Source organism: Bradyrhizobium sp. Unk1 (genome assembly GCF_059512345.1).
Genome location: NZ_JCAMOP010000008.1, coordinates 39,112 through 53,486, shown reverse-complemented (window position 1 = coordinate 53,486; position 14,375 = coordinate 39,112). Strand labels below are relative to the sequence as shown.

Sequence of the window (14,375 nt, the reverse complement as noted above, 5' to 3'; positions counted from 1 at the left end):
AAAATGAGTTTGGCGCCCTCTGGTCCGGAATCCATTTGACTCCTCTCCGATTCTGATTCGACTCCGCGCCGTCCCCAATTTTAAGGAACCAGTCATCGAAACGCCGCTTGTGCGGCAGGGCAAAACTCCATCTAGTGCACAGCCAATAAGAGTCCCGCGACATGTGGCGTGAACGGAACAGGACTTCAGCGGGAGTCAGCGATTCGGCCGCGATTCGTTCTAGAGTCGTTCCGAAGCTTAAGGCCAACGGGAAAAGCGTCGCAAAGTGAGACAGTTGCGCGAGGTTTGGGGAGCGCGCTCCCACACGCTTGGTGTCATCGCCCGGCTTGACCGGGCGATCCAGTACGCCGAGGCGGCTGTGGTCGAGCGGGCAGGCCGCGGCGTACTGGATGCCCCGGTCGAGCCGGGGCATGACAGCGGAATGCCTGGCTGCAGGGTAGCGTTCGGAGACATGGCTGACACCTCACAGCCCTCAACACACCCCAAAACAGCACTGACATTCGCCCAAATCGCCACTACCTAATCCCCAGACATGGCCTTCTCCTCCTCCCCCTTCGCCTCCGAGCGCGCACCCGGCGCGGGCGTCACTGCGGTGCTCGGGCCGACCAACACCGGCAAGACCCATCTCGCCATCGAGCGGATGCTCGCGCATCCCTCTGGCGTGATCGGGCTGCCGCTGCGGCTGCTCGCGCGCGAGGTCTACAACAAGATCGCAGCCAGGGTCGGCAGCGAGGCCGTCGCGCTCGTGACCGGCGAGGAGAAGATCAAGCCGAAGAACCCGCGCTATTGGGTCTCCACCGTCGAGGCGATGCCGCGCGACCTCGACGTCTCTTTCCTTGCCGTCGACGAAGTCCAGATCGCCTCCGATCTCGAACGCGGCCACGTCTTCACCGACCGCATCCTCAACCGCCGCGGCCGCGACGAGACGCTGCTGCTGGGCGCCGCCACGATGCGCCCGATCATCGAGCGGCTGCTGCCCGGCGTGTCCATGATCACGCGGCCGCGCCTGTCGCAGCTGGAATTCGCCGGCGACCGCAAGATCACGCGCCAGCCGCGCCGCACCGCCATCGTCGCCTTCTCGGCCGACGAGGTCTACGCCATCGCCGAGCTGATCCGCCGCCAGCATGGCGGCGCGGCCGTGGTGCTGGGATCGCTCTCGCCCCGCACGCGCAATGCGCAGGTGGAGATGTTCCAGAACGGCGACGTCGACTACCTCGTCGCCACCGACGCCGTCGGCATGGGCCTCAATCTCGACGTCGACCACGTCGCCTTCGCCTCCGACCGCAAATTCGACGGCTACCAGTTCCGCCGCCTGACGCCGGCCGAATTCGCGCAGATCGCCGGCCGTGCGGGCCGCGCCACGCGCAACGGCACCTTCGGGACGACGGGCCGCTGCGCCCCGTTCGAGCCCGAGCTCGTCAACGCGCTGCAGAACCACACCTTCGACAACGTGAAGATGCTGCAATGGCGCAATGCGAAGCTGGATTTCGCCTCCCTCGGCGCGCTCCAGGTGTCGCTGAACCAGTCGCCCGGCCATGAGGCGCTGACGCGCGCGCCGATCGCCGAGGACATGCGCGTGCTCGATCACGCCGCCCGCGACGTCGAGGTGCGCGATATCGCGCATGGCAAGGCGGCGGTGGAACGGCTGTGGGAGGCCTGCCAGGTCCCCGATTACCGAAAACTGTCGCCGGCCGCCCATGCCGAGCTCGTCACCACGCTGTACGGGTTCCTGATGCAGAAGGGCTGCATCCCCGATTCCTGGTTCGCGGCCCAGGTCGACCAGGCCGACCGCATCGACGGCGACATCGACACGCTGTCGGCCCGGATCGCGCAAATTCGCACCTGGACCTTCGTCGCCAACCGCCCGGACTGGCTGCGGGACCCCGAACGCTGGCAGGGGATCGCGCGGGAGGTCGAAAATAAATTATCGGATGCGCTCCATGAACGCTTGACTGAGCGTTTCGTTGATCGCCGGACCAGTGTATTGATGCGCCGCCTGCGGGAGAACACGAGCTTGAATACTGAAATCGGCAAGACCGGCGAAGTCATCGTCGAAGGCCATGTCATCGGCCGCCTCGATGGCTTCACCTTTGCACCGGATGCAGCGGAAGCAGGCTCCGATGCGAAAGCCTTGCAGGCTGCAGCGCAAGCGGTGCTCGCCGGCGAGATCAACGCGCGCGCCGAAAAACTGGGCAATGCGCCGGACGATCAGTTCGTGCTGACCTCGGAAGGCACCATCCGCTGGACCGGCGATGCCGTGGCGCGCCTGTCTGCCGCGGAGGAGGCGCTGCAGCCGCGCATCCGCATCATCTCCGACGAGCGCCTCACCGGTAGCCCGCGTGAGAAGGTGCAGGCCCGGCTCGAGCTCTGGCTCAAGACGCATATCGAAAAGCTGCTCGGGCCGATGTTCGAGCTCTCGAAGGCCGAGGACGTCACCGGCATTGCCCGCGGCATCGCCTATCAGCTGGTCGAGGCGCTCGGCGTGCTCGAGCGTCCCAAGATCGCCAACGAGCTGAAGGATCTCGACCAGCCCTCGCGTGCCGTGTTGCGCAAATACGGCGTCCGCTTCGGGGCCTATCACATCTATTTCCCCGGCCTGCTGAAGCCCGCCGGCCGTGCGCTGGCCGCACTGCTGTGGGCGCTGAAGCAGGACAATGTCGATCTGTCGTCGCTCTCGGGCGCGCAGCATCTGGCATCTTCGGGCCGCACCTCGTTCCCGGTCGACAAGCAGCTGCCGCGCGATGCCTATCGCGTGCTCGGCTACAAGCAGGCCGGCGAGCGCGCCGTGCGCGTCGACATCCTGGAGCGGCTCGCCGACCTGATCCGCCCGGCGCTGGCCTGGCGCGAGAACTCGCCCGGCGAAAAGCCTGCCGGCGCGTTCGACGGCCGCAGCTTTGTGGTGACGCAGGCGATGACCTCGCTCACCGGCTCGGCCGGCGAGGATTTCGCCTCGGTGCTGCGCGCGCTCGGCTATCGCATGGAGAAGCGTGCGCCGCTGCCGCCGAAGCCGGTGGCTGCTGCCGTCGAGACGCCGGCGGCCGAAGCCAGCGCGGAGGCTCCGACGGAACCGACTGCGACCGACGATGCTGCGACAACCGCGGACACCGCGATCGAAGCTGCCGCCGAGCCAGTCACCGTCGAAGACGCGCCCGGCATGGAGCAGCACGACGAGCCCGCGCACGAGGAGCCGGCGCTCGAAGCATCGCCTGATGCCCCCGTCACGCCCGAGGATGCCCCCGGCATCGCGCCGCCGGCGGAAGAGGCTGCTGCTGCACCCACCGAGGCTGTGGAGGCCGCCCCCGCCGAGGCTGCTGCAACGGAAGCCGCTGCATCCGCCGATGCGGCCGCGCCCGTCGAGGCTGCCGCTGCGCCTGCCGAGCCCGAACTCGTCGAGGTCTGGCGCCCCGGCGGCCGCCACGAGGATCGCAAGCCGCGCCACGAGCGTCATCGCCACCAGCGTCACCACAATCAGCGCCCGCAGGCGGGCGCCGAGGCGGGTGTTGCACCAGCGGAAGGCGAAGCAGCGCAAGCCGCTGACGGCGAGAAGCGCGGCGAGCGTCATCGTCACGGCGGTCATCGCCGCGATGGCGGCAGAGATTTCCGCAAGCCGCGCGAAGGTGGCGCCGAAGGCGCGCCGCGTCCAGAGGGGCGCGACGACAGGAACCGCCGCTTCGAGGGCAAGGATCGCGACAACAAGGATCGCGATCGCAACAAGGGCAAGTTCGGCGGAGATCGGGACAAGGGCCGCGACAATCGCGGTCGTGACCGCGACAAGGGCCGCGACCGCCAGGGCGGTCCCTCGCTGCGCCCCTACGCCTCGAGCGCCAACCCGCGCGAGCGCGATCGTCCGGCCGATCCGAACTCGCCCTTCGCAAAGCTTGCTGCGCTGAAAGAGCAGCTGTCCGGTCGCAAGGAGTGATCCCACGACCGAGCGGCAGCGTCTCGACAAATGGCTGTGGCACGCGCGGGTGGTGAAGGCGCGCACCTCCGCGGCCGAGCTCGTTGAGTCCGGCCACGTTCGCATCAACGGCACACGCGAGAAGTCGCCGGGCCATGCGATCAAGATCGGCGACGTGATCACCATCGCGCTCGATCGCACCGTGCGCGTGCTGAAAGTAACCGCTTTCAACGAGCGCCGCGGCGATGCCGCCTCGGCCCGCGTGCTCTACGAGGAGCTGAGCGAAGGCAATCAAAGTTCTCAGCGCAATTAATTGCGCTTTGAATTCATTTCTTGGTCGATCAAACGCGTAAAGCCGTCATGATCGGCCGTTCCCGACCTTGCGGCGCCGGGCCATCCGCGCTACGCAAGCCGCGACTTTTAAAAGAGCTTTTCGGAGCGTTGGATGACTTACGTCGTCACTGAAGCCTGCATCAAGTGCAAGTACACCGACTGCGTCGAGGTCTGCCCGGTCGACTGTTTCTACGAGGGCGAGAACATGCTCGTCATCCATCCTGACGAATGCATCGACTGCGGCGTGTGCGAGCCGGAATGCCCAGCCGACGCCATCAAGCCGGACACGGAACCGGGCCTGGAAAAGTGGCTCCAGGTCAATGCCGACTACGCCAAAAGCTGGCCGAACATCACCCAGAAGAAAGAATCACCCCCCGACGCGAAGGAATTCGACGGCCAGGAAGGCAAGTTCGAGAAATATTTTTCTCCGAACCCGGGCTCGGGAGACTAATTCTCGCCCAAACTTAACCCTAATACCTTCGTCGGCGCCGAAAACCAGTCACAAAAGTCCCTAAATCATTGATTTTTGCGGGAAATGTGCTATATTGGGCACATTAAGCCGAACCCCGTCAGCCCCGTTGGCCCCGTTGGGTTCCCGTGAAACCAAATGTCGAACAGGGGCGTGGCAGTTTCCGCGCGCAGGCTGTGTCACAGAAAACGCGTAAAAAGAGTACTTCAGCGAGGGCTTCCCATAAGGAGGCCAAAAAAGTCGCCGCGGCCAGCCGTAGCGCATCCAAGGGTCGGACCGCGACGAAGGCACCGGCTGCAAAGTCCTCGAAGAACAAAAGAAGCGCAATGCCTAACAAGACTGCCAAACCGGCCGCGAAAGCGACCGTTGCCAAGCCTGCTGCTGCCAAGGCTCCCGCTGTCAAGCCGGCCGCGCCGAAGGCTCCCGTTGCTGCTGCTCCTGCCAAGGCTCCTGTCGCTGCCAAGCCGGTCGTGAAGCCGGCGGCTGCTGCGCCGAAGGTCGAGGAAAAGAAGGTCGTGACCCAGCGTCAGGGCTTCAAGGCCAACGAATTCGTGGTCTATCCCGCTCACGGCGTCGGCCAGATCCTGGCCATCGAGGAGCAGGAGATCGCCGGTGCGAAGCTCGAGCTGTTCGTCATCAATTTCATCAAGGACAAGATGACGCTGCGCGTGCCGACCGCCAAGGTCGCCAACGTCGGCATGCGCAAGCTGTCCGACCCCGCGCTGGTGAAGAAGGCGCTGGAGACGCTGAAGGGCCGCGCCCGCGTCAAGCGCACCATGTGGTCGCGCCGCGCCCAGGAATACGAAGCAAAGATCAATTCGGGCGACATCGTCGCGATCGCCGAAGTCGTGCGCGACCTCTACCGTTCCGAGTCGCAGCCCGAGCAGTCTTACTCTGAACGCCAACTCTATGAAGCGGCGCTCGATCGTCTCTCCCGCGAGATCGCGGTTGTGCAGCACTCGACCGAGACCGAAGCGGTCAAGGAGATCGAGGCCCAGCTCGCCAAGAGCCCGCGTCGTACCGGCGCCAAGGCGGAAGCCGCTGAAGGCGAGGCGGATGCCGAGGGCGAGACCGACGATACCGATGGCGACGACACCACCGTCGCCGACGAGGCCGCCTAAGCGCGTCGTCAAGGCAAGAGATCAAAAGCCCGGCTGCTTGGCCGGGCTTTTCGTTTCTGATGCAACGGCGGTCGAGCCTTGCCCTACGGCGCCGCGCGCGGCTGGGTCCAGATCGCGATCGGCCGCTCGAGCCCGCGGATCGCTTGGGGATCCAGCGCGATCAACGATGCAAATGTCTCGGCTGTGCTGCCGAGCTCCAGCATGGCGCGGCTGACGAGATCGTGGCTTGCCACCAGCGCGCAGTCGAGCGTGCGCGTCAGCGCTTCGAGACGGCTTGCTGCGTTGACGGTCGCGCCGATCACGGCAAATTCCAGACAGGTGTGCCCGATGTCGCCGAGCACCACCGGCCCGTAATGCAGGCCAAAGCTGACGTGCATCGGCGGCTCACCGGATGCTCTTCGCTGCGCGCTCCACCTGTCCGCCGCCGCGATCATGGCCTGGGCACAGCGCAGCGCGTTGCTGGCGTCGCGCGTGCCGGCGAAGGGCGTGCCGAATGTCGCCATCAATCCGTCACCCAGATATTTGTCCAACGTGCCGTCGTGACGGAAAACCTCCTGCTCCATCAATCCGTGGAATTCGCGCAACGTCCGCACCACCTCCTCCGGGGTGCGCGCATCGGCAAAGGCCGTGAAGCCGACGATATCCACGAACAGCACCGCGACGTCCTGCGTGCGCACCTGTTTCAGTGGCTCGTCGTGCTTCGACAATTCCGTCACGACGTTGGGTGAAAAGTAGCGCGCAAGATTGCCGCGCTCCCGTTCCACCGCGGCATGCCGGATCAGCAGATCGTTGCTGCGGCGGACGGCGAGCGCCAGCGTCACGGCGACGATCATGAAGACGACGATTTCCTGGATGCGGATGCCGAATCCGATCGCAGCGGGCGAGATCAGCGCGAACAGCCTGTGATCGCTGCCCACCGCGTCCGCAATGCGGGCGGTCAGTGCGGGATCGCGATCAGGTTGCCACCACACCCAGGCTATGCCGATCACCCAGAGCGCTGCGGTCCATGTCCCGACCGCAACCACGGTTCGCCAGGAATAGGCCAGCGTGGCGCCCGAGAGCAGCACGAAGAAGTAGATGAAGTTGCCGAAATGGTACTGCATCGCCACCGGCCAGTGCGTCGTGCCGAAGGGGTTCGGGACGACGATGACGAATGTGAGCAGCGCCAGGTCGCAGAACAAAAGCGCCAATTCCGACCGCGACACGCCGACCCGCCCAACCCTGACCTGGGCCCAGCCGATCAGTGCGAACAGGCCCAGCAGCGCCACGTAGTAGAGCTGCTCCCATGCCGGGTTGATGGCCGGCAGCAGGCAAGCGATGATGGCAAGCGCGACATAGCGCGCCCGCACGGCCAGTTGCAGGCCCTCCTGCTTGGCGGATGCGAGTGCGGCCTGCGCGAACTGGACGGTTTCGGTCTCGCGCTGGCTGCGCGCGCGCGAAGGCTCGGCAGACGATTCGCGGCGCTCGACGAGCATTGTCACGGGGCGGTCTCCTCGCTTGGGCCGTTGCAGCACGACGACGGCTGTCAGCCGCCGCAACCGATCTTCAGTCTAGTGATGCATGGCCGCGAGGTCATCAGCTCGGGTGAGTGTTTTCCACCCGCGCAGCGAACCGCTCACTTCACCGGCCGCTTCTCGAGCTTCCTTGCCAGCGTGCGCCGGTGCATGCCCAGCCTTCGTGCCGCTTCCGAGATGTTGAAATCGGTCTCGATCAGCGTCTGGTGGATGCGCTCCCATTCCAGCGTCTTGATCGATGTCGGCCGTGCATCGAGTGCGACTTCGGCGTTGCCTTCGGCCCTGTTGAAGGCGGCTTCGATATCGTCGGTGTTCGACGGCTTTGCCAGGTAGTGGCAGGCGCCAAGCTTGATCGCCTCGACGGCCGTGGAGATGCTGGCAAAGCCGGTCAGCACCACGATCAGCATCTCCGGATCGTGCGTGTGCAGCAGCTCGACGCAGGCGAGGCCCGAGGCGCCGCCGAGCTTGAGATCGACCACTGCGTGTCCGAAGGATCGCTCCTCCAGCACCTTCCGCACCTCTTCGATCGAAGCTGCGAGGACGACGTCGTAGCCGCGGCGCTCGAACGAGCGTCTCAGCGTGCGCGCGAAGCCGGCATCGTCCTCGACGACGATGAGCGAACGGTCAGGCGTCAAACTTCCCTCCGATCGCGAGCGTTGCGAGCGGCAGCGTCAGGCGGACGGTGGCGCCGCGCTTCCTGTGGTTCTCGGCGGTCACGCTGCCGCCGAGCTTGCGCACGACGTTCACCACCAGGAACAGGCCGAGCCCGCCGCCGGCGCGGCCCTTGCTCGAGTGATAGGGTTTTCCGAGCTGCGCCAGCATCTCCGGCGCGAAGCCCGGGCCGCGATCGCTGATCGACAGCACGAGATTGTCGCCCTCGCGCTCGGCCAGCAGCTCCACCCATTCGCGCGAGACCTCATAGGCATTGTCGAGCACGTTGAAGATCACCTGCTTCAGCGCGATGTCCGAGACGATCGCGACGTCCTCGCCGAACGTGTTGACGAAATAGAGCGTGCGCGCCGAGCGCGCGTCGCGCCACTCGTCCACCAGCGCGGTGACGAAGGCCGTCACCGTCGTCGGCGAGGAGCCTTCGCCGCGCGCCTCGCCCGCCGACACCAGGATGCCCGTCACGATGGTCTTGCAGCGTTGCAGAGAGGTTTCCATCTCCGCGAGATCCTCGGCAAGTTCCTGATCGGCGGCGAGATCGGGCATGCGGCGCCAGTCGCTGAGGATGACCGACAGCGAGGCCAGCGGCGTGCCGAGCTCATGCGCCGCGCCGGAGGCGAGCAGGCCCATGCGGACGATGTGGTCCTGCTCGGCCGCATGCTGGCGCAGCGCCGCCAGATGCGCATCGCGCTCGCGCAAATTCCTGTTGATGCGGGTGACGAACACGACCAGCAGCACGGCGTTGAGGACGAAGCCCAGCAGCATGCCTGTTACGGTGAGACTGTAGGCCTCGCTGATCGGGTTAGGCGGCAGGTCGAGCGGCCGGTAGGCCATGGTCAGCCAGATGAAACTCGCGCAGGTCAGTGCGACCAGCGACCAGGTAGAGCGGGCATTAAGCAGCACCGCGCCCAGGGTGACCTGGAGCAGGAACAGCGAGGTGAAGGGATTGGTGGCGCCGCCGCTGAGGTAGAGCTGCGCGGTCAGCGCGACGACGTCGAGCATCAAGGCGACCAGCAGCTCGTTGTTGGTGATCGCTGCGCGATGGCGCACCCAGACGAGGCTGGAGACGTTGAGCAGCACCAGCGCGCCGATCACCGCGCCCATCCGTTCCAATGGCAGGGGAATACCCAGGCCAAAATGCACGCCGCCGATGGTCACGATCTGGCCGACCACCGCGGTCCAGCGCAGCTGGATCAGCAGCGCCATGTTCTTGCGGTTGGTCTCGTCGTCGGTCGGCGCAACGCCGATCAGCTCGCTGCGCGCGTCCGCCTGCGATTGCAGTGTGACGGCGTCATGCGTCATTCCGTCGTTAGGTAGATTCGACGATCGTTCCAGCATCTGATCCCGTCCTGCGGGCGGAGGCATCCGAGCCGCCGGCCGGTTCGTGGACGAAGCGCTTGCGGCGGAACAGCCCGCCACCGAATGTGACGAAAAGTTTACCCGCCAGCATGAAAGCCAGAGCAAACCACGTCAGCGCGTAGATCAGGTGGTTATTGGGAAAGCGGATCACGGTCAATCCGCCGATCGGGCCGCTGCCGGAAAGTGATCCGGCGTCTGCATCGATGAAGAAGGGCGCGACCTCATGGAGGCCGCGCGCTGCCGCAATCGCGGCGACATCCCGCGAATACCAGCGGTTGTGCTGGGGCACGTTGTTCCTGAGAAAACCGCCTTGCGGCTCGGTCATGCGGAGCAGGCCCGTGATCTCGACCTGGCCGTCCGGATTGCCGCTCTGGCGCGTCGATGCGTCGCGCCGCTCGGACGGCACGAAGCCGCGATTGACCAGGACCAGCGCGCCGTCGCCGCGCTGAAGCGGCGTCAGCACCCAATAGCCGGGGCCTTCCTCGGTCACGGCCTGAACCAGTGTCTCGCGGTCATGCAGGAAGCGGCCGGTGACGCTGACGTGCCTGTATTCGTCGCTTGCGGTGGAGACGGCCGGCCAGGCCGCGGGCGACGGGATCGGCTGGGCCGGGGCATGGACGCGCTGCTCGACGCGGTCGATCAGCGCCAATTTCCAGGTGCGCCGTTCGATCTGCCAGACGCCGAGCGCGATCAGAACAGCAAAGGCGGTGAGCGCGAGGGCCGTGAGCCACAGAGACGGGAAGCGCGCAGCCTTGCCGCGCGCCCCATCCGCCTTGCTCGTCACGGTCCGGATCTCGCTCACTTCATTCCCGTCATCTCGTGCATCGGCATCATGTTGCTGTTGAGGTGGTTCATCACCCACAGCGACCCGGACAGCGCGATCACCACCATGACGATGGTGAAGATCAGTGCCATCATGCTCCAGCCGTTCTCGGACTTGGTGTTCATGTGCAGGAAGTAGATCATGTGCACGACGATCTGCACGACCGCGAAGGCCATGATGACCAGCGCGGTGATCTGCTTGCTCGGCAGCGCGCCGCTCATCACCAGCCAGAACGGGATCGCGGTCAGCACGACCGAGAGCACGAAGCCGAGCATGTAGCCCGAGAACGTGCTGTGCGCGTGGCCGTCGTCGTGGTGATGGTCGCCCGCGTGAGCGGCGTGGGTATCGGTGTTCATCGCAGAACTCCCAGGAGATAGACGAAGGTGAAGACGCCGATCCAGACCACATCGAGGAAGTGCCAGAACATCGACAGGCACATCAGGCGGCGGCGGTTGGCTTCGATCAGGCCGAACTTCCAGACCTGCACCATCAACGTCACCAGCCAGATCAGGCCGCAGGAGACGTGCAGGCCGTGGGTGCCAACCAGGGTGAAGAAGGCGGACAGGAAGGCGCTGCGCTGGGGCGTCGCGCCTTCATGGATCATGTGGGCGAACTCGGAGAGCTCGATGCCGATGAAGGCGAGGCCGAACAGGCCGGTGATCGCCAGCCACATCTGGGTCTGGGCGATCTTGTTCTGCTGCATCGTCAGCATGGCAAAGCCATAGGTGATCGACGACAGCAGCAGCATCGAGGTGTTCACGGCGACCAGCGGCAGCTCGAACAGGTCCTTCGGGGCGGGACCGGCGGCGTAGTTGCCGCCGAGCACGCCGAAGGCGGCGAACAGCATCGCGAAGATGAGACAGTCGCTCATCAGGTAGATCCAGAAGCCGAACGAGGTGCTGTAGCCTTCGGGATGCGGGTGTTCGTCGGCGAGGTAGAACATCGGCTCGCCGGTCTGGGCGGGATTGACAGAGACAGTCATTTACTTGGCTCCGGCGAGCAGTTTGGTACGCGCGTCCTCGGTCCGGATGACGTCTTCAGCCGGAATGTCGAAGTCGCGGTGATAGTTGAAGGTGTGACCGATCCCGACGACGAGCATCGCGATGAAGCTCCCAGCCGCCAGCCACCAGATGTACCAGATCAGGCCAAATCCCATTGCGGTGGCGAAGCCGGCGAGGATGATGCCGGTGCCGGTGCTGCTGGGCATGTGGATCGGCCTGAACCCGGTGAGCGGACGCTGGTAGCCGCGCTTCTTCATGTCCCACCACGCGTCATTGTCGTGAACGACGGGGGTGAAAGCGAAGTTGTAGTCCGGCGGGGGTGAGGAGGTCGCCCATTCCAGAGTGCGCGCATCCCAGGGATCGCCGGTGACGTCCTTGAGCTGCTCGCGCTTGAGGAAAGAGACCGCGAACTGCATCAGCATGCAGAGGATGCCGAGGAAGACGAGGAAGGCGCCGATCGCGGCGATGACGAACCAGATCTGGAGGCTGGGATCGTCGAACACGCGCAGGCGGCGGGTCACGCCCATCAGGCCGAGCACGTAGAGCGGCATGAAGGCGAGGTAGAAGCCGACGACCCAGAACCAGAACGACAGCTTGCCCCAGAACACATCGAGCTTGAAGCCGAACGCCTTCGGGAACCAGTAATTGATGCCGGCAAAGGCGCCGAACACCACGCCGCCGATGATCACGTTGTGGAAATGCGCGATCAGGAACAGGCTGTTGTGCAGAACGAAGTCGGCCGGCGGCACCGCCAGCAGCACGCCGGTCATGCCGCCGAGCACGAAGGTCAGCATGAACGCGATCGTCCACAACATCGGCAGCTCGTAGCGGATACGGCCGCGATACATCGTGAACAGCCAGTTGAACATCTTCGCGCCCGTCGGGATCGAGATGATCATCGTGGTGATGCCGAAGAACGAGTTGACGCTGGCGCCGGAGCCCATCGTGAAGAAGTGGTGCAGCCAGACCAGGTACGACAGGATGGTGATGACCACCGTGGCGTAGACCATCGAGGTGTAGCCGAACAGGCGCTTGCCCGAGAAGGTCGAGGTGACCTCCGAGAAGACGCCGAAGGCGGGGAGAACCAGGATGTAGACCTCGGGATGGCCCCAGATCCAGATCAGGTTCACGTACATCATCGGGCTGCCGCCGAAATCGTTCGTGAAGAAGTTGGTGCCGACGTAGCGATCGAGCGAGAGCAGCGCGAGCACGACGGTCAGAACGGGGAAGGAGGCGACGATCAGGATGTTGGTGCAGAGCGAGGTCCAGGTGAAGACCGGCATCTTCATCATGGTCATGCCGGGGCACCGCAACTTGACGATGGTACAGATCAGGTTGATGCCGGATAACGTCGTGCCGACGCCGGCGACCTGCAGCGCCCAGATGTAATAGTCGACGCCGACATCAGGACTGTAGCCGATGTTCGACAACGGCGGATAAGCCAGCCAGCCGGTGCGGGCGAATTCGCCGATGAACAGCGAGGCCATCACCAGCACCGCGCCGCCGACCGTCATCCAGAAGCTGAAATTGTTCAGGAACGGGAACGACACGTCGCGTGCGCCGATCTGGAGCGGCACGACATAGTTCATCAGGCCCGTGACCAGCGGCATCGCCACGAAGAAGATCATGATCACGCCGTGGGCGGTGAAGACCTGGTCGTAGTGATGGGCGTTGAGATAGCCTTCGGAGCCGTTGAACGCGAGCATCTGCTGGCCACGCATCATTAGCGCGTCCGCGAAGCCGCGCAGCAGCATCACGATGCCGAGGATCATGTACATGATGCCGATGCGCTTGTGGTCCACCGTGGTGAACCATTCGCGCCAGAGGTAGCCCCACAGGCGGAAATAGGTGAGGCCGGCGAGCAGCGTGGCGCCGCCGAGCGCGACCACCGCGAAGGTGCCGACGACGATCGGCTCGTGCAGCGGCAGCGATTCGAGGCCGAGCCGGCCGAAGATGAGCTTGAGAAGATCAGGAGACATGCGGGATCTCTTTAGGAGTCTGACTTCGGACGTTGTCCGAGGAAGAAGGACGAGGACTTCAGCGGCGTGAACGTCGGCCGCCTCAGGCCGGCGCCGAGCAGCGGCGCGGTGTCAGTGGGGGCCATGATGGAGGCGGTGGTCTTGCCCTGCGGCGCATCGGGCGTGCAGGTGCCGGCGACGAAGGTCGGCTCCGGCCCGAGCGGGCTGCCGCGGCGGGCGTACTTGTCGTAGGCGAGCGGCAGGGTGTTGTTCAGGCCCTCATGGCCGTTGCCGCCCTTGGCGTCGATCGCCATCATCTCGCTCTGGCACATCTTGCCCGTCTCGACGCACATGTTGAGGATCAGGCGGTAGAGATCGGAATCGATGGTGCCGTAGCGGCGCACCGGCTCGTTCTGGCTGGGCTTCTCCAACTGGAGATATTCGGCGCGGCCGAGCGAGCCACCGGCGGACTTGGCGCTGGCGATCCAGGCATCAAAGCCCTTGTCGTCGAGGCCCTGGAAGTTGAAGTGCATGCCGGAGAAGCCGGCGCCGCTGTAGTTCGCCGAAAAGCCCTTATAGGTGCCGGGATGGTTCACCACGGCGTGGAGCTTCGTCTCCATGCCCGGCATCGCGTAGATCTGGCCGGCGAGCGCGGGGATATAGAACGAGTTCATCACCGAAGAGGCGGTGATGCGGAATTTGATCGGACGATCGACCGGAGCAGCGAGGTCGTTGACGGTGGCGATGCCGTAGTCCGGATAGATGAAGAGCCACTTCCAGTCGAGCGCGACGACGTCGACCTCGAGCGGGGCCTTGGACTGGTCCACGGCCTGCTCCGCTTTGATGCGGCCGAGCGTGCGGTAGGGGTCGAGCAGATGCGTGCCCATCCAGGTCAGCGCGCCCAGGCAGATGATGATCAGCAGCGGCGCCGACCAGATCACCAGCTCGAGCTTGGTCGAGTGGTCCCAATCCGGCTCGTAGCGGGCCGAGGTGTTGGACTGGCGATAGCGCCACGCGAACAGCACCGTCAGCGCCATCACGGGGACGACGATCAGGAGCATCAGGACGGTGGAGATGATGACGAGGTCGCGCTGTTGCGCTGCGATATCGCCGGCAGGCGCCAGCACGACGTAGTTGCAGCCGCTGAGCGCAGCTGCCAGAGGTAGCAGCGCCAGGATCTTGAGACGGGACACGGGCCGAGCCTTATGAGAATGAGTTTCCTTTGCGGGCCCA

At 65.0% G+C, this 14,375-nt stretch carries 11 protein-coding genes and 1 pseudogene; 4 read left to right on the top strand and 8 right to left on the bottom strand.

The window, feature by feature from the left end:
* The first annotated feature begins 532 nt into the window (after window positions 1–532).
* The 4 genes and pseudogenes from AC5ZFO_RS12215 (at window position 533) to AC5ZFO_RS12200 (ending at window position 5,821) form a co-directional block, all read left to right on the top strand.
* Complete coding sequence (locus AC5ZFO_RS12215; RefSeq protein WP_496122113.1) at window positions 533–3,919, top strand: helicase-related protein; 3,387 nt, start codon at window positions 533–535, stop codon at window positions 3,917–3,919.
* A 10-nt stretch (window positions 3,920–3,929) separates the two neighbouring features.
* Window positions 3,930–4,211: pseudogene (locus tag AC5ZFO_RS12210) on the top strand (RNA-binding S4 domain-containing protein); the annotation flags it as partial.
* 132 nt (window positions 4,212–4,343) lie between these two features.
* On the top strand, window positions 4,344–4,682 hold the full coding sequence (gene fdxA / locus AC5ZFO_RS12205) for a ferredoxin FdxA (protein WP_063980643.1): 339 nt from the start codon (window positions 4,344–4,346) through the stop codon (window positions 4,680–4,682).
* A 344-nt stretch (window positions 4,683–5,026) separates the two neighbouring features.
* The gene (locus AC5ZFO_RS12200) at window positions 5,027–5,821 is read left to right on the top strand and encodes a CarD family transcriptional regulator (protein WP_282520265.1); all 795 of its coding nucleotides are present in this window, start codon (window positions 5,027–5,029) and stop codon (window positions 5,819–5,821) included.
* An 83-nt stretch (window positions 5,822–5,904) separates the two neighbouring features.
* On the opposite strand, the gene AC5ZFO_RS12195 is transcribed toward AC5ZFO_RS12200, so the two are convergent.
* The 8 genes from AC5ZFO_RS12195 to cyoA form a co-directional block, all read right to left on the bottom strand.
* Window positions 5,905–7,296, bottom strand: coding sequence for an adenylate/guanylate cyclase domain-containing protein (locus tag AC5ZFO_RS12195; protein ID WP_282520518.1), 1,392 nt, complete (start codon window positions 7,294–7,296; stop codon window positions 5,905–5,907).
* Between the two features lie 140 nt (window positions 7,297–7,436).
* Window positions 7,437–7,970 (bottom strand): response regulator transcription factor, encoded by a 534-nt coding sequence (locus tag AC5ZFO_RS12190; RefSeq protein ID WP_282520266.1) that lies wholly within the window; start codon window positions 7,968–7,970, stop codon window positions 7,437–7,439.
* Window positions 7,960–9,339, bottom strand: a complete 1,380-nt coding sequence (locus tag AC5ZFO_RS12185; RefSeq protein WP_496122112.1) for an ATP-binding protein — start codon at window positions 9,337–9,339, stop codon at window positions 7,960–7,962. The genes AC5ZFO_RS12190 and AC5ZFO_RS12185 overlap by 11 nt, the downstream gene beginning before the upstream one ends.
* Window positions 9,311–10,162, bottom strand: coding sequence for an SURF1 family protein (locus AC5ZFO_RS12180; protein WP_282520268.1), 852 nt, complete (start codon window positions 10,160–10,162; stop codon window positions 9,311–9,313). The genes AC5ZFO_RS12185 and AC5ZFO_RS12180 overlap by 29 nt, the downstream gene beginning before the upstream one ends.
* On the bottom strand, window positions 10,159–10,539 hold the full coding sequence (cyoD, locus tag AC5ZFO_RS12175) for a cytochrome o ubiquinol oxidase subunit IV (RefSeq protein ID WP_028151376.1): 381 nt from the start codon (window positions 10,537–10,539) through the stop codon (window positions 10,159–10,161). Before cyoD ends, AC5ZFO_RS12180 begins: the two co-directional genes overlap by 4 nt.
* Window positions 10,536–11,165 carry a cytochrome o ubiquinol oxidase subunit III gene (gene cyoC / locus AC5ZFO_RS12170; protein WP_496122111.1) on the bottom strand — a complete coding sequence of 210 codons (630 nt, stop codon included), beginning with the start codon at window positions 11,163–11,165 and terminating at the stop codon, window positions 10,536–10,538. Before cyoC ends, cyoD begins: the two co-directional genes overlap by 4 nt.
* On the bottom strand, window positions 11,166–13,163 hold the full coding sequence (gene cyoB / locus AC5ZFO_RS12165) for a cytochrome o ubiquinol oxidase subunit I (protein WP_282520270.1): 1,998 nt from the start codon (window positions 13,161–13,163) through the stop codon (window positions 11,166–11,168). It abuts the gene before it with no gap.
* A gap of 11 nt (window positions 13,164–13,174) precedes the next feature.
* Window positions 13,175–14,335: a ubiquinol oxidase subunit II gene (gene cyoA, locus AC5ZFO_RS12160; RefSeq protein WP_496122110.1), complete on the bottom strand. Its 1,161-nt coding sequence runs from the start codon at window positions 14,333–14,335 to the stop codon at window positions 13,175–13,177.
* Window positions 14,336–14,375 lie beyond the last annotated feature (40 nt).